This window comes from Mesorhizobium sp. M4A.F.Ca.ET.090.04.2.1, assembly GCF_003999085.1.
In the GTDB taxonomy this organism is placed as follows: Bacteria; Pseudomonadota; Alphaproteobacteria; order Rhizobiales; family Rhizobiaceae; genus Mesorhizobium.
In genome coordinates this window covers 1-14,381 of sequence record NZ_RZOT01000011.1, presented here as the reverse complement: position 1 = coordinate 14,381, position 14,381 = coordinate 1, and the positions used below count along the sequence as shown (strand labels likewise).

15 protein-coding genes and 1 pseudogene are annotated in these 14,381 nt (G+C 65.0%); 4 read left to right on the top strand and 12 right to left on the bottom strand.

What is annotated here, in order from left to right:
* Nucleotide 1: 1 nt before the first annotated feature.
* The 5 genes and pseudogenes from EN781_RS01995 to phnG all read right to left on the bottom strand — a co-directional run bounded on the left by EN781_RS01995 (nucleotide 2) and on the right by phnG (nucleotide 2,866).
* Complete coding sequence (locus EN781_RS01995) at nucleotides 2-277, bottom strand: hypothetical protein (RefSeq protein WP_126058227.1); 276 nt, start codon at nucleotides 275-277, stop codon at nucleotides 2-4.
* Nucleotides 274-689 (bottom strand): annotated as a pseudogene (fosX, locus tag EN781_RS01990) (FosX/FosE/FosI family fosfomycin resistance hydrolase). Before fosX ends, EN781_RS01995 begins: the two are co-directional and overlap by 4 nt.
* Nucleotides 686-1,798: a carbon-phosphorus lyase complex subunit PhnI gene (locus EN781_RS01985; protein ID WP_126058228.1), complete on the bottom strand. Its 1,113-nt coding sequence runs from the start codon at nucleotides 1,796-1,798 to the stop codon at nucleotides 686-688. The pseudogene fosX and the gene EN781_RS01985 overlap by 4 nt, the downstream one beginning before the upstream one ends.
* A gap of 1 nt (nucleotide 1,799) precedes the next feature.
* A complete protein-coding gene (gene phnH, locus EN781_RS01980; protein WP_126058229.1) occupies nucleotides 1,800-2,405 on the bottom strand; it encodes a phosphonate C-P lyase system protein PhnH in 606 nt (201 codons plus the stop codon).
* Nucleotides 2,405-2,866 (bottom strand): phosphonate C-P lyase system protein PhnG, encoded by a 462-nt coding sequence (phnG, locus tag EN781_RS01975; RefSeq protein ID WP_126058230.1) that lies wholly within the window; start codon nucleotides 2,864-2,866, stop codon nucleotides 2,405-2,407. The genes phnH and phnG overlap by 1 nt, the downstream gene beginning before the upstream one ends.
* 139 nt (nucleotides 2,867-3,005) lie before the next feature.
* Between phnG and phnF the strand changes: the two genes are divergently transcribed.
* Complete coding sequence (gene phnF, locus EN781_RS01970; protein ID WP_126058231.1) at nucleotides 3,006-3,755, top strand: phosphonate metabolism transcriptional regulator PhnF; 750 nt, start codon at nucleotides 3,006-3,008, stop codon at nucleotides 3,753-3,755.
* Here phnF and EN781_RS01965 read toward each other — a convergent pair.
* From EN781_RS01965 to EN781_RS01935, 7 genes are all read right to left on the bottom strand, one after another.
* A complete protein-coding gene (locus EN781_RS01965; protein ID WP_189347263.1) occupies nucleotides 3,752-4,582 on the bottom strand; it encodes an amidohydrolase family protein in 831 nt (276 codons plus the stop codon). The genes phnF and EN781_RS01965 overlap by 4 nt on opposite strands.
* A 4-nt stretch (nucleotides 4,583-4,586) precedes the next feature.
* On the bottom strand, nucleotides 4,587-5,603 hold the full coding sequence (locus EN781_RS01960) for a zinc-binding alcohol dehydrogenase family protein (protein ID WP_126058232.1): 1,017 nt from the start codon (nucleotides 5,601-5,603) through the stop codon (nucleotides 4,587-4,589).
* A gap of 70 nt (nucleotides 5,604-5,673) precedes the next feature.
* Nucleotides 5,674-6,639, bottom strand: coding sequence for an ABC transporter permease (locus EN781_RS01955; protein WP_126058233.1), 966 nt, complete (start codon nucleotides 6,637-6,639; stop codon nucleotides 5,674-5,676).
* The gene (locus tag EN781_RS01950) at nucleotides 6,636-8,189 is read right to left on the bottom strand and encodes a sugar ABC transporter ATP-binding protein (RefSeq protein WP_126058234.1); all 1,554 of its coding nucleotides are present in this window, start codon (nucleotides 8,187-8,189) and stop codon (nucleotides 6,636-6,638) included. Before EN781_RS01950 ends, EN781_RS01955 begins: the two co-directional genes overlap by 4 nt.
* Before the next feature lie 145 nt (nucleotides 8,190-8,334).
* Nucleotides 8,335-9,330: an ABC transporter substrate-binding protein gene (locus tag EN781_RS01945; RefSeq protein ID WP_127399741.1), complete on the bottom strand. Its 996-nt coding sequence runs from the start codon at nucleotides 9,328-9,330 to the stop codon at nucleotides 8,335-8,337.
* 314 nt (nucleotides 9,331-9,644) lie between these two features.
* Nucleotides 9,645-10,643, bottom strand: coding sequence for an aldo/keto reductase (locus EN781_RS01940; protein ID WP_126058236.1), 999 nt, complete (start codon nucleotides 10,641-10,643; stop codon nucleotides 9,645-9,647).
* Nucleotides 10,644-10,693: 50 nt separating this feature from the next.
* Complete coding sequence (locus EN781_RS01935; RefSeq protein ID WP_127399740.1) at nucleotides 10,694-12,199, bottom strand: altronate dehydratase family protein; 1,506 nt, start codon at nucleotides 12,197-12,199, stop codon at nucleotides 10,694-10,696.
* Nucleotides 12,200-12,445: 246 nt separating this feature from the next.
* Here EN781_RS01935 and EN781_RS01930 point away from each other — a divergent pair, with 246 nt between their 5' ends.
* The 3 genes from EN781_RS01930 to EN781_RS01920 all read left to right on the top strand — a co-directional run.
* A complete protein-coding gene (locus EN781_RS01930) occupies nucleotides 12,446-13,348 on the top strand; it encodes a GntR family transcriptional regulator (RefSeq protein ID WP_126058238.1) in 903 nt (300 codons plus the stop codon).
* 149 nt (nucleotides 13,349-13,497) lie between these two features.
* Nucleotides 13,498-13,848, top strand: coding sequence for a DUF2946 family protein (locus EN781_RS01925; RefSeq protein ID WP_126059356.1), 351 nt, complete (start codon nucleotides 13,498-13,500; stop codon nucleotides 13,846-13,848).
* Nucleotides 13,849-14,047: 199 nt separating this feature from the next.
* The coding region (locus tag EN781_RS01920) for a copper chaperone PCu(A)C (RefSeq protein WP_245492531.1) at nucleotides 14,048-14,381 on the top strand (334 nt) is incomplete at its 3' end.

The following is a 14,381-nucleotide window of genomic DNA, read 5'->3' as shown; positions in this document are numbered from 1 at the left end:
GCTATACCATCCGCTCCGTGCTACCGAATTGACTTGCAAGGCGTGGAAACCGGACCCGATCGAAATGAATTCTGCCGGATGGATGCACCTCGGGATCGTGTTTCTGGCGTTCGCCGGCGCGGTCGTCTTTTTTCTTCGGCGCACGATTTTTCCGGCGCCAAGGGAAGGTTCCAACAATTCCGAAAGTTGGTACGGCGGCGGTGGTGGCTACGAGGGCCACAGTGGACACGATAGCGGTGGGCACGCCGGTCACGGTGGCGGAGACAGCTGAGCTCATTGCACGACCTCCAATTCCCTGTAGCGCGCCAGCCGCTCGGCCAGCGTGCCGGTGTGCAGCTCGAACAGATGGTGTCGTCGTCGTGGAAGTAGATCGAGCGGCCTTCGCCCTCGACGCGCGGACGCGGCGGGCGCATGTCGAGGCCGAGTTTTCTGACACGCTCGGCGTAGCGGTCGAAATCGGCGTCGTCGATCTTGAAGGCAATGTGATTGTAGCTGGGCTCGGTAAGCGGCTCGCCCTGCATGATCGCGATCCAGAGATCGCCGATCAGGAAGAATTTTTCATGCGACAGCGAGAACTGCCGGGCGCCGCTGTCATAGATCTCGCGCGCGTCGAATACGCCGGTCAGGATCTCGCTCATGCGGTCGAGGTCGCGCACGACGAAGGTTATGTGGGAGAGGCTCTCGATCATTCGGCGGCCTCCCGCTTCTCCTCGCCAGTGCGGTGATTTTCGCGGGCGTCGTGCTCGGCGCGCATACGGCGCACAAGGTCGAGCTCGGCCTGGAAGTCGACATAATGCGGCAGCTTCAGGTGCTCGACGAAGCCGGTCGCCTGGACATTGTCGGAATGCGAGATGACGAACTCCTCGTCCTGCGCGGCGGCGACGACATCCTCGCCCAATTCGCTGGCCCGCAAGGCCCGATCGCAGAGCGCCATCGCCATCGCCTTGCGCTCGCTCTGGCCGAAGACCAGGCCGTAGCCGCGGGTGAATTGCGGCGGCGCCTTGGCCGAGCCCTTGAACTGGTTGACCATCTGGCATTCGGTGACGCGGACCGACCCCAGCGGCACGGCGAAGGGCAGTTCCGGCACCTCCAGTTCCAGCTCGACCGCGCCAATGCGGATTTCGCCGACGAAGGGATGGTTGCGGGCATAACCGCGCTGGGTGGAATAGCCGAGAGCCAGCAGAAACCCCTCGTCGCCGCGCGACAGGGCCTGCAAGCGGATGTCGCGCGCCATCGGGAACTGCAGCGGCTCGCGGGTGATGTCGCCGGGGACGTGGTCGCCGGGCATGTCGCCGTCGGCCTCGATCAGGCCTTCGCGGGCGAGGATCGCCGAAACGCGCGGCATCGGCTCGGCCTCGATGGGGCGTTCCATCGGCTCGGCGACGTCGCCGCCGGCGGCAAGTTCGGGATCGAGCAGCCGGTGGGTGTAGTCGAAGGTTGGGCCGAGCAGCTGACCGCCGGGCAGGTCCTTGTAGGTCGCCGACACGCGGCGCTCGATGAGCATGGCGCCGGTATCGACCGCGCTGGTGTAGCCGAAGCGCGGCAGCGTGGTGCGATAGGCGCGGATGAGGAAGATCGCCTCGATCATGTCGCCGCGTGCCTGGACAATGGCGAGCGCGGCCAGCTCGCGGTCGTAGAGCGAACCCTCGCTCATCACCCGGTCGACGCCGAGCGCCAGCTGCTCGACGATCTGGTCGAGGCGCAACGCCGGCACTGAGCGGTCGCCGCGACGGCGATCGGCAAGCAGGCGGTGCGCATTGGCAATCGCGGCCTCGCCGCCTTTCACCGCGACATACATGTCAGGCCTCCATCGTCTTGATGCGCGTGGTGCGCGGCAGGCAGGCGACCCCGTCCGGTGCTGCCAGGATGATGTCGACGCCGCGCGGAAAGCGCTGGCCGTTCTGCTTCCACTGTTCGATGAAGTGACGCGGCATCTCGGCCGGCGCGAGCATCGCCATCTTCTCGATGCCGGGGCCTTCGAGCAGCAAGGGAACGCCCGAGGCGAGATCGCTGACGATGAGGATCAGCGTCGTCGAGCGGTCGGGATATTCCTGCGTACCTTGCGAAAAGCCATCCAGCGCCATCATCTCCGCGGGCCTGGCTACAATGGCGAAATGCGCGTCGGCCGGCGTGTTGGCGAGCGGCGCGCCGGTGTGGAAGCCGAGCCAGGATCTGACCGACGGCTCGGCTTGCAAGCCCGGATCGAGCCAGAGCGCCGTGTCGTTGTCGCAGAGCGCCAGCGCGACCGCGCCTGAAGTCGCTGACAGTGGCGCCGGCGGACGGGCAAAGGCCGGCAGCGGCTGCACGCTGCCCGGCCGCGCCATCGCATCCATGACGGCGCGGAACACCGTCTGCGCATTGAAGACCGGATCGGCGAAACCGCCTTCGATCGATTGCGTCTCCATCAGTCCTCTCCGCGCACCATGGTGAAGAAATCCACTTTTGTCGCCGCCGTCTCGGCACGGCGTTTTTCGTGCGCCTCGGTGAGCACAGCGCGCAGCGGCGCGATCACCCTGGTCTCGACAACGTCGCGATGGGCCGGGTCCTGCCACAGCGCATCGGCGATCGCGGCCAGCTTCGCCTTCTGCCTGTCGCGGCCGAGCGCATAGCTATGGCCGACCTGGCCGGAGGGCAGGCGCACCGTGGCGCGGGTGACCGTCGCCTCGCCGACATTGAAGGGCGCGCCGCCGCCGCCGATGCGGCCGCGCACCGTCACCAGGCCGGTTTCGGGGCCGCGCAGTAGCTCGGCTTCCAGGGGCAGGCCGGCCTCGCTCCAGAGCCGGGCGATCTCGTCGCCGCCGGACTGCGCCAGCGTCGCCATCGCCGCCTTGCGCCCGGCCTGCTCGCGCGCTTCCTGTCCTCGCATGGCGGCACTCCATCGGTTGCGCAAATTTGTCTATTGATATAGACAATTATACAAATTATACGCATTAGCTAGCGCGAGTCCATGACGGGTGGATGACACCGGCGAAAAGTCTGGGCTGGTGAGAGAACCGGGGGCGGGCATGAGTGGGCAGCAGGCAGCCAGCATCGAGCGGCGCAGCGGCGTTTCGCTGTGGCGGCAGATCGCCGATCAGATTTTGCAGGGAATCGCCGCCGGCGACTTTGCCGAGAACGCGGCGCTGCCGCCGGAAATGGCGCTTGCCGAACGCTATGGCGTCAACCGCCATACGGTGCGCAGCGCCATCGCGGCGCTGGTGCAGGAAGGCGTGCTCAGGGCCGAGCAGGGGCGCGGCACCTTCGTTTTGTCGCGCAAGCGGCTCTCCTACCCGATCGGCGCCCGCACGCGCTTTTCGACGGGCCTGCAGGGGCAGACGAGCGAACGGCATATTGCGCTGCTTGCCTCATCGGTTGAGCCGGCCAGCCGGCGCATCGCCGATGCCTTGAAGCTCGCCAGGGGAGCCGCCGTGCTCCGCCTGGAGACGCGCGGCGAAGCCGATGGCCATCCGGTGTCGCGCGCCACCGCCTGGTTCGACGCCAAACGCTTCGCCGGCATCGATGCCGCCATGGCGGAGACGGGATCGGTCACCGCATCGCTGAAGCGCTTCGGCATCAACGACTATCTCAGGCAATCGACGGTGCTGTCGGCGCGCCATGCCGATGCCGCCGATCTTGCCGATCTCGACCTGCAGCCCGGCGCCATCGTGCTGGTGACGGTCGCGGTCAACGTCACACTCGACGGTCAGCCGATCCAGTTTTCCGAGTCGCGGTTTCCGGCGGAGCGGGTCGAGCTGAAACTGTCGGCCAATGACTAGCTGATGCCGTAGAAGCGCGCGGCCGTGCCGCCGAAGACGGCGTCCTGCTCCACCGGCGAAAGGCCTGCCAGGAGTTCCCTCGCGGCGGCCAGCCAATTCTCGTAGGTGGCGGCGAGCTCGCACACCGGCCAGTCGCTGCCGAACATCAGCCGGTCCGGCCCGAAGCAGGCGAGCAGGTGGTCGGCATAGGGCTTGAGGCCGGCGATCGACCAGTTCGGCCCGGCCTCGGTGACCAGGCCGGAGAATTTGCAGACCACCGACGGCCGCTTCGCCAGCGCCGCCATGTCGCTCGCCCAGGGCTCTAGGATGCCCTTGGCGATGAAGGGTTTTGCCGCGTGGTCGACGACGATCGGCAGGTCAGGCATGTGGTCGGCGAGTGCGGCGACCACCGGCAAATGGCGCGGCTGCGCCAGCGCGTCGAAACGCAGGCCGAGTTTCGGCAAAAGCTTCAGCGCGGCGAGCTGCTTCGGCTTCAAAATATCAAAGGTGTCGTCGATGTCCTGCAGCATTGGCCTTATGCCGCGGAACTTCGGCCGCGCCGCCAGCCGGCGCAGCGTCGCCTCGACATCGTCGGCCTCGAGATCGACCCAGCCGACCACGGCCGCGATGCTGTCGTCCTTGTCGGCGAGGTCGAGCATGAATTCGGTTTCGGCGACGGTCGCCGCCGCCTGCACCACGACGGTGCGGGCGATGCCGGCGGCCTGCAGATGCGGCGCGAGGTCGGCCGGGAAGACGTCGCGAACGATCGGCGCGACGTGCGGCCCCATCCAGAAATAGTCGCCGCGCGCGATCTGCCAATAATGCTGGTGCGCGTCGATCCTCAGCATGGTCCTACCCGACTTCGATGACGGCCTTGATCAGGCCTGATTTCTCATGCGCCCACCTTGCGAGGTCGCGAGGCGTGCCGGCAAGGGTCGTGCGATGGGTGACGAGCTTTCCCATCTGCACGGCACCATTGCGGATCGAAGCCGCGACGTGGTCGAAGTCGGCGCTCAGCGCGTTGCGGCTGCCGATCAGTGTCATCTCGCGTTTGTGGAATTCCGGGTCGGAGAAGGTGATGTCGTCCTTGACGACACTGACGAGCACGAGGCTGCCGCCATGCGCGACATGGGCGAAGGCCGACTGCACCGACTGCGTGTTGCCGGTGGCATCGAAGACCATGTCGAAACCTTCGCCGCTGGTCGCTTCGCGCGCCAGATCGGTCGCCTGTGCCTTCGAGCCATCGAGCGTGGCGAAGCCCAGTTCGTTTTCAGCAAAGCCCAGGCGTTCGCTACTCATATCGAGCAGGCTGACATCGAGGCCGGCGATGCGGGCAAACAGGGCGGTGCCGAGCCCAATCGGGCCGGCGCCGATGACCAGCGCGCGGGCGCCAGGCTCGGCCTGCGCGCGGCGCACCGCATGCGCGCCGATGGCCAGGAATTCGACGGCGGCGGCATCGGCAAGAGAGAGACCGTTCGCCGGATAAAGATTTTGCGCCGGCACGAGGATCTCCTCGCACATGGCGCCGTCGCGATGGACGCCGAGCACTTCGATCCTGACACAGCAATTCGGCTTGCCTTTCCGGCAGGCGATGCATTTGCCGCAAGCGAGATAGGGATTGATGATGACCGCCTCGCCGGCGCTCAGCGCAACACCTTCGCCCGTCTCGACAACCGTGCCGGAGACCTCGTGGCCCATGACGCGCGGATAGGCGAGGAACGGGTGCTTGCCTTCGAAGATGTGGTAGTCGGTGCCGCAGATGCCGACATGGCTGACCGCCACCCGCGCCCAGCCGGCAGGCGGCGCCCCCGGCGCCGGGCGGTCCTCGAGGACAAGATCGCCGGGCGAGCGGCAGACGACGGCTTTCATGCTTCAATCCAGTCTGTTGATGGGGCCGCCGGCACTCGGGCTGTAGCGAAGGCCGGCGGTCGAGGTCAGCTTACTTGCCGCGGCGGCGCAGCCCGTCGAAATAGACGATGACGATGATCAGCACGCCGGTGATGATGCGCTGCCAGAAGGCGTTGACATTCAAAAGGTTGGCGCCGTTGTTAATGGTGGCGAGAATGAAGGCGCCAAGCAGCGGGCCGTGCACGGAGCCGACCGCGCCGAACAGCGAGGTGCCGCCGATCACCGATGAGGCGATCGCCTGCAGCTCCCAGCCCTCGGCCTGGGTCGGATTGCCGATGCCGATGCGCGAGGCGAGCAGTACGCCGACAAAGGCGGCGCACAGGCCGGACAGCGTATAGGCCATGTAGATGGTGCGCTGGACATTGACACCCGACAGGCGCGAGGCCTCGGCGTTGGAGCCGACCGAGAACAGGTAGCGGCCCCAGCGGCTGTGGTGCAGGAAGATGTAGGCCGGGATGCCGACCAGGATCACCATCCAGAACAGATTGGGGATGCCGACGAAGGAATTGCGCGAGAATTCCTGGAAGGCATCGTTGTTGATCGAGATCGAATTGCCGTTCGTCATCAGCAGACCAATGCCGCGCAGCGAGGTCAGCGTGGCCAGCGTGATGATGAAGGGCGGCAGGCCCATCCTGACGATGCCGAAGCCGTGGAACAACCCGATGGCGACGCCGACCAGCAGGGTGATCAGGATGGCGGCGAAGACCGGCACGCCGGCATTGATCAGCATCGCCGTGGTGACGGTGGCGAAGCCGACAACGGCGCCGACCGAGAGGTCAATGCCGCCAGTGATGATGACGAACGTCTGGCCGACCGCCAGGATGGCGATCATCGAGCCCTGACGCAGCAGGTTGGAGATGTTGTTGGCGGAGGCGAAGCTCTGGGTCGTCACCGACAGGATGACCCACAACAGAACCAGCAGCGCCAGCAGCGTCAGCCCGAATAGGGCATTGTAGTTGCGCTTCGGCTTTTCGGCCGCGATCGCCTCGGTGCTCATTTCTGTCCTCCCGGTTTTTCTTGTTTCTCGGCGAGCGCCTGAGAGAGAATGTCCTCGTGGTCGGCGGTGCGGAAGCCATGCGTGGCGACCAGCTTGCCGCGCCGGAACACATGCAGCGTGTCGGCGAGTTCATAGACCTCCGGCAGATAGGACGAGATCAGGATGATGCCGGCGCCGTTGGACAGCAGCGTCGAGAACAGGCGGTAGATCTCGGCCTTGGTGCCGACATCGACGCCGACCGTCGGCTCGTCGAAGATGAACAGCTTGGCGCCATGCGCCAGCCATTTGCCGATGACGATCTTCTGCTGGTTGCCGCCGGACAGGCTGGAGGCGAGCGCGTTGCGCGTCGGCGTCTTGATCCTGAGGCCGGCGATCTGGCGATCGGCCTCGGCCTTTTCCTGCGTGTTGGAGATCAGCAGCTTGTTCGAGATGCGCTTGTAGATCGGCAGGTTGAGGTTGAGGCCAACCGGCAAATTGAGACAGAGGCCCTGGTCGCGGCGGCTTTCCGGCGCCAACGCCATGCCGAGCCGGATCGCATCGTGCTCGGAGTTGACCTGCACCTCCTTGCCCTCCCACAGGATCTGGCCGGCCGACTTCTTGTGGCGACCGTAGAGCGTGGTGACAAATTCGCTGCGGCCGGCGCCGATCAGCCCGTAGAGGCCGACGATCTCGCCGGCACGGACGCTCATCGAGACATTCTCGAAGCCTTTCCCGGAGAGGGTCCGAGTCTCGACGATGGTGGCACCCGGCGTGAAATGCTCCTTGTGGTAGATCTGTTCGATCGAGCGGTTGATCATCATCTTGACCAGTTCGGCGTCGTTGGTCTCGGCGATGTTGCGGGTGCCGACCAGCGTGCCGTCGCGCAGCACCGACACGCGGTCGGCGAGCTCGAACACCTCTTCCATGCGATGGCTGATATAGATGATGGTAACGCCTTCGCCCTTCAGCCGGCGGATCAGCGTGAACAACTGATCGGCCTCCTTGCGGGTCAGGTAGGCGGTCGGTTCGTCGAAGATCAGGAATTTGGTACCGCGCACCGTGGCGCGGGCAGCGGCGATCAACTGCTGCTGGCCGATGGTGAGATCGCCGAGCATGACGTGCGCCGGCAGGTCGAAGCCGAGGCCATCGATGATCTTCTGCGCATCCTTGACCATGGCCCGCTGCTGCAGGATGCCGAAGCGCGAATTCTCCTCACCGAGGAACATGTTGGCGGCGACCGTGAGGTGGCGGCAGAGAACGACCTCCTGGTGCACGGCATTGATACCGAGCGCCATCGCCTCATGCGGGGTCGCCAGCGCTTCCGGCTTGCCCTCCCAGATAACGTCGCCGGAGGTGCGCGGCATGACGCCGGTGAGGAGCTTGATGAGAGTGGATTTGCCGGCGCCGTTCTCGCCGACGATGGCGTGGATCTCGCCGGATTTGAAGGCGAGGTTGACGGGCTTGAGCGCGTGCGTGCCGGGATAGCGCTTCTCCAGCCCCCTGAGTTCGAGGATCGTCCTGCCGGGCTCCAGTGTTGGAGCCGGGTGCAGGTCCTGCGCCGTCGACGTCATGACAATCCTCCCAGATCGGCCTTACGATTGGCACGCAACGGTGCGGCGGGCTGCACCGTCAAGGGCACTTCAAGCCACCGGATTCCAGATTTGCTGGTGTTTCCGGGGCAGCGAGGCCCCGGAAACAGTGCGCCTATCGCGATGCTTAGTCGAGCTTCGGATTGAGCAGCGCGTCGATCTTCGGCTCTTTCATGTTGGCCTTGGTGACGAGATTGGCACCGGTGTCGACATTGGCCTCGACTTTCTCGCCCTTCGAGGCGGCAAGCGCGGTCTTGATGCCGTCATAACCCATCCGGTACGGATCCTGCACGACGAGGCCGGAAATGACGCCGTCATTGAGGAACTTGATCAGCTTCTCATCGCTGTCGAAACCGATCAGCCCGACCTTGCCGGCCAGGTTGTTCTCGGCAATCGCCTGGCCGACGCCCTGCGCCATGATCAGGTTGGAGGCGAAGATGCCTTTCAGGTCCGGATTGGCGGTGATCAGGTCGGTGGCGATGTTGAGGCCGGTCGTGGCCTGGCCGTCGGCATATTTGTCGGCGATCAGTTCGAGGCCGGGATATTTGGCCTTGAGCTGTTCCTTGAAGCCCTGGGCGCGCTGCTCGAGCGAGCCGGCGCCCGGCAGCGCGGTGATCAGCGCAACCTTGCCTTCAACCTTGTCGCCATTGGCAGCGCCGATGGCCGCGGCAAGTCCGTCAGCGGCGACGCGGCCGCCCTGGACATTGTCGGTGGTCAGGAACGAAGTGAAGGCCTTGGAGTCGGCTCCGGAGTCGATGCCGATGACCTTGACCTTGGTGGCGGCCTCGTCGATCGGCTTGCCGAGCGCCTTGGCTTCGGTCGGCGCGATGACGACAGCAGCCGGATTGCCGGCGACGGCATTCTCGAGGATCGAGATCTGGCCGTTGACGTCGGTTTCGGCCTGGGCGCCGAGCTCCGGCACATTGATGCCGAGATCCTTGCCGGCCTTGCGGGCGCCGGCCAGCACGATCTGCCAGTAGAACGAGGTGGTGTCCTTGACGATGATCGGGATGGTCACGTCAGCCGCCGAGGCCGGCGCCGAATGCATGGCGCCTGCGAGCATCGAGGCGGCGGCGAGCGCGACGAAGGCGCGGCGGTTGAGAATGCTGGTCACGAATTTCATGAGGGTTCCTCCCTAGATCGCCTGGTGAAGGTTACGGAAGCTCCGTTCGGATAGGCGCTGCCCCAACAGAACTTTATCAATAAAAAACATTTGCCGTTTTTTGATAGTGCATCGATCCGGTCGATGCAAGTGCTGTTTCGTCGCTGCGCAAAGGCCTTTGAGTTTGCCGTCGCTACGTTCGAACGCTTCCGATCCTCTCGAATTGAGATGGAATATTAGTTCCATGCAAGTGTCAATATGGAATATTCATTCTCTCGTGATCGTGAGGCATGCTCGCCCATGCGACGCACCGAGCCGGGCAGGAGCTCCGCCTTTCAGCCGAGTTCCTGAACCACCGTATAAGGATCGTATTTCGCGTATTCCGCCGGCGGCACCTCGATGTCGAGCAGCTCCAGATTGCGCGTCAGGTTGGCCGGCTTGGCCGTGCCGGTCAGCACAGAAGCGACGACCGGCTCATGCAATGGAAACTGGAAGGCAGCGGCCGCGAGCGGATAGCCGCCGTCAGCCGCGATCCGCTCCATCGCGCCGACGCGGTCGAGGATATCCTTGCTCGCCGGCTGGTAGTCGAAATGCGCGCCATGCACCGGACCGGTCGCCAATATGCCCGAGTTGAAGACGCCGCCGATGATCAGGGACGTCCGGCGCTGCCGGCAGAGCGGCAGCAACTCGGCCTCGGCGCTGCGGTCGAGGAGCGAATAGCGGCTGGCGAGCAGGATGCAGTCGAGCGGCGCCCGGCTGAGCACATCGAGACAGATCCGCACCTCGTTGACGCCGAGGCCGTAGGCGGAAATCGTGCCGGACGATTTCAGCTCCTCCAGCGCCTTCAACCCGCCATCCATGAACTGGCGGAAATGCAGCTTCGTCTTCTCGACGCCATGCGTGTAGGTGCCGATGTCGTGGACGAACAGGATGTCGATCTTGTTGAGGCCAAGACGCGCGTAGCTGAACTCGACAGAGCGCATGATGCCATCATAGGAATAGTCGTAGTCGAGCGCGAAGGGCAGCGGATCGACATAGGAATGATCCGGCACCTGGTCTTCCGGCACGGGGCGGAACAGGCGCCCGACCTTGGTCGACAACACATAGGACGAGCGCGGCTTCTCGCGCAGGAAATCGCCTGTTCGCCGCTCCGACAGGCCAAAGCCATAGAAGGGCGCGGTGTCGAAATAGCGCAGGCCGCCATCCCAGGCCGTCTGCAGCGTTTCCATCGCCGGCTCACGTGGGCAGGCGCGGTAGAGCCCGCCGATCGCGGCGCCACCGAAGCTGATTTCGGTGACCTCGAGCGCAGTGGTGCCGATCCGGCGTTTGTTCATAAGGCCTCCCCTTGCGGGCCGTCTGGTCGCCCGCGATCATTTGTCGGTGGTTAGAGCGTCGCGCCGAGGTGCCAGGGCACGAACTCGTTGTCGCCGTAGCCGAACGCCTCGCTCTTGGTCTTACGACCGGACGCCGTCTCAACGATGAGCTCGAAGATCTCGCGGCCCATGCCAGCGATGGTCTTCTCGCCGGAAGCGATGACGCCGCAATTGACGTCCATGTCCTCTTCCATCTGGTGGTACATGGTCGAGTTGGTGGCGACCTTGATCGAGGGCGTCGGACGGCAGCCGAAGCAGGAGCCGCGGCCGGTGGTGAAGACAATGACATTGGCGCCGCCCGCCACCTGGCCGGTGGCGGAGACCGGATCGTAGCCGGGCGTGTCCATGAACACCAGGCCGTGGCCGGTGACCTTCTCGGCATAGCCGAAAACGCCATTGAGCGGCGTCTGGCCACCCTTGGCGACCGCGCCCAGCGACTTCTCCAGGATGGTGGTCAGGCCGCCGCGCTTGTTGCCGGGCGAGGGGTTGTTGTCGATCGAGGCGCCGTGCTTGGCGACATGGTCCTCCCACCACTTCACATAGCCGTCGAGCTTGGCCGCGATATCGGGGCTTGCCGCGCGATAGGCCAACAGATGCTCGGCGCCGTAAATCTCCGTCGTCTCGGACAGGATGCCGATGCCGCCGACGCCGGCGAGGATATCGACGGCCGCGCCCAGCGCCGGATTGGCGGTGATGCCCGACATGCCATCGGAGCCGCCGCATTGCAGGCCAACGACGATCTCGCTGACCGGAATCGGTTCACGCTTGAGGTGACCGACTTCCTCGGCGATCTCGGCGAGCACGCCCATCGCCTTCTCGACCGATTTGCGCGAGCCGCCGGCTTCCTGGATGTTGAAATGGCGCTTGCCCGCGGCGACACCCTTCTGGCCGTAAAGGGTCAACTGATTGACCTCGCAACCCAGCCCGACCATCATCACGCCGCCGAAATTCGGATGACGGGCATAGCCGGCGAGCGTCCGGTGCAGGACCATCATGCCGTCGCCGGTGCCGCTCATGCCGCAGCCCTGGCCATGCACGATCGGCACGAAGCCGTCGATTCCCGGATATTTCGGCAAGAGCGTTCTGTTGGCCTCGTCGGCGATGGCGTGGCAGACGGTGGCCGAGCAGTTGACGCTGGCGATGATGCCGATGAAGTTGCGGGTGCCAGCGCGGCCATCGGCGCGGCGGTAGCCCATGAAGGTGCGGGCACGGTCGGCCTCGGTCGCGTGCTCGGCCTCGCTCGGCGGCACCACCGGCAGGCGGCCGCTCTCGAAAACCAAATTGTGCGAATGGACATGCTCGCCAGGCGCAATGTCCAGCGTGGCACGGCCGATCGCCTGAGCATATTTCACTACCGCCTCGCCGGCCGCGATCGGCTTGACCGCCACCTTGTGGCCAGGGTCGATCACCGCGACGGCGACATCACCACCCGGCAACGCCGTGCCGATCTCGATGCGGCCATTGGCGACCGCGACATTGTCGGCGGGAGACAGGAGGATGCTGTTTGCGGCGTTCACGGGCGGTTTCCTGGGATGTTCCTGGGTGCGTGGGCGGATTGACACGCGTCAGTTAATGGATAATGTCTTTTATCGTGAAAAAACATTTTTGCGTCAAATGTTTTTTCGCGAGGGCGCCGTCTGTGAGGGCGCAAGGGCCAGTCCGCCGGCGTCCGAAAAGCGATTCAGCTTTCCGGAAGCATGCGTTAGGAACGTATCGCGCTTCAGGCCGGCCACTGCAAGCGCCGGCGCGCAACGGGGCGGGGAATGTCGAAAAGCAACAACGTCTACAAGGATGCCTATAATCGCTGCCTCAGGCTGCTCGACGAGACACAAAGCCTGCCGTCGGAGCCGGAATTGGGCACCCTGCTCGGTGTCAGCCGCACCACAGTGCGCAGCATCCTTGCACGCATGGCGGAAATCGGGCTGATCGCCTGGAACAAGCGCAGCAAGACGGTGCTGCGCGCGCCGCGGCCGGACGACTTCTTCCCCGAGGAGGAGACCGACACGCTGGCCGAGATCATCGAGCGCTCGTTCATGCGCAGGCTACTTGCCGGTGGCGCCGAGGCAGGCATGCAGATCAACGAGCTGGAGCTGGCGCGCGAGATCGGCGTCGGCACCACCAGCGTGCGCGAATTCCTCATCCGCTTTTCCCGCTTCGGCCTGATCGAGAAGCGGCGCAACAGCCACTGGGTGCTGAAGGGCTTTACCCGTGCTTTCGCGCTGGAGCTGACCGAAATCCGCGAAATGTTCGAGCTACGCTCGGCCGCCGCTTTCGCCGCCTTGCCCGAGGAAAGCCCGGTCTGGTCCGATCTCGACCGACTGGAGGATGAGCATCGCCAGTTGGCGCGCGAAATCGCCACGCGCTTCACGGCGTTTTCCGAGTTGGATGAGCGCTTCCACCGGCTGATCCACCGCGCCTCGCACAACCGCTTCATCGTCGACTTCTACGACGTCATCGCCATGATCTTCCACTACCACTACCAGTGGAACAAGGCTCAGGAGCGCGAGCGCAACGAGGTCGCCGTCCAGGAGCATCTGGCCTATATCGCGGCGCTGAAGTCGCGCGATCTCGGCAAAGTCGACGCCGCCTGCCGCAAGCACCTGAAGTCGGCGCGCCAGACGCTGTTGACCTCGATTCCCGAGGGGCGGCAGCCGCAACACGCCTGAGCCGCGCCCGGGTCCCGGCGATACGCACTGGTCGCGCCGCGTTGCCGCAGCCGCGATTTGGCGATTTTCGCTCCGTTGGCCGCATGCTACGTATCTGCCATTGCTGCGTGGAGAGGCAGAGCTTGGACATCCGGCGGAGACAATGGAGCATAAGGGTCGCGTTCGTCGCGATCTTGGTGCTTGTGCTCCAGTCGGCGCTTGGCGCCTTCGCGGCCGGGCCGGCCGCCGCGCAGCTCGACGCCTTCGGCAATGTCATCTGCACGCATGAGGGCGCTACCCAGCTTCCCAGCAGCGATCCGCACCAGCAGCACATGCCGGCCTGCTGCGTGCTTGGTTGCAGCATGGTTTCCGCTACCCACGCGCCGCCGCCCGATGCCAGCGTTCTCGTCCGCAGCCTCGTCCTTGAGGCCGTGGTGTTCGCGCCGCCGGCCTTCACACATGTCGATTTCGCCCGCGATCGCTCTCCATCGAACCCGCGCGCGCCGCCAGCGACGGCCTGATCCGTCTCGGCTCGCCTCGCAGAACCTTTCGCGGGCGCATTCATCCAACATCCGGACCGTCCGCGGCGTCGCGGCGGTGCGATTACCGCATCATGGAGCAACCATGTCTTCTTTTACCGCAACGCAGGCCAGCGCCTCTTGCCGCAGCAACCGATCCCGGCGCTGGCAGCGCCTCGGCATCGTCCTTTCCACCCTCGCCATGCTGTTCGTCGGCGCTCCCGCCGCCTTCGCGCATGAATTCAAGGCCGGCGATCTCGAAATCGAGCATCCCTGGTCGCGGGCCACGCCTGCCGGCGCCAAGGTGGCTGGCGGCTATTTCACCATCGTCAACAAAGGCAGCGCGCCGGACAGGCTGCTGTCGATCGCCTCCGACATTTCGGAGAAGGCGGAACTGCATGAGATGGGCGTCAAGGACGGCGTCATGACCATGCGGCCGGTCGGCGGCGGCCTCGAGATTTCTGCCGGCGGCAAGGTCGAGCTCAAGCCCGGCACCTATCATGTGATGTTCCTCGGGCTGAAGCGGCAGCCCAAAC

Excerpts from the sequence above, each read along its gene's own strand:
- EN781_RS01995 (WP_126058227.1), bottom strand. The coding sequence starts at position 277 with ATGAGCTCAGCTGTCTCCGCCACCGTGACCGGCGTGCCCACCGCTATC.
- EN781_RS01950 (WP_126058234.1), bottom strand. The coding sequence starts at position 8,189 with ATGACGTCGACGGCGCAGGACCTGCACCCGGCTCCAACACTGGAGCCC.
- EN781_RS01985 (WP_126058228.1), bottom strand. The coding sequence starts at position 1,798 with ATGTATGTCGCGGTGAAAGGCGGCGAGGCCGCGATTGCCAATGCGCAC.
- EN781_RS01955 (WP_126058233.1), bottom strand. The coding sequence starts at position 6,639 with ATGAGCACCGAGGCGATCGCGGCCGAAAAGCCGAAGCGCAACTACAAT.
- phnG (WP_126058230.1), bottom strand. The coding sequence starts at position 2,866 with ATGCGAGGACAGGAAGCGCGCGAGCAGGCCGGGCGCAAGGCGGCGATG.
- EN781_RS01960 (WP_126058232.1), bottom strand. The coding sequence starts at position 5,603 with ATGAAAGCCGTCGTCTGCCGCTCGCCCGGCGATCTTGTCCTCGAGGAC.
- EN781_RS01930 (WP_126058238.1), top strand. The coding sequence starts at position 12,446 with ATGTCGAAAAGCAACAACGTCTACAAGGATGCCTATAATCGCTGCCTC.
- EN781_RS01965 (WP_189347263.1), bottom strand. The coding sequence starts at position 4,582 with ATGCTGAGGATCGACGCGCACCAGCATTATTGGCAGATCGCGCGCGGC.
- EN781_RS01945 (WP_127399741.1), bottom strand. The coding sequence starts at position 9,330 with ATGAAATTCGTGACCAGCATTCTCAACCGCCGCGCCTTCGTCGCGCTC.
- EN781_RS01940 (WP_126058236.1), bottom strand. The coding sequence starts at position 10,643 with ATGAACAAACGCCGGATCGGCACCACTGCGCTCGAGGTCACCGAAATC.
- phnH (WP_126058229.1), bottom strand. The coding sequence starts at position 2,405 with ATGGAGACGCAATCGATCGAAGGCGGTTTCGCCGATCCGGTCTTCAAT.
- phnF (WP_126058231.1), top strand. The coding sequence starts at position 3,006 with ATGAGTGGGCAGCAGGCAGCCAGCATCGAGCGGCGCAGCGGCGTTTCG.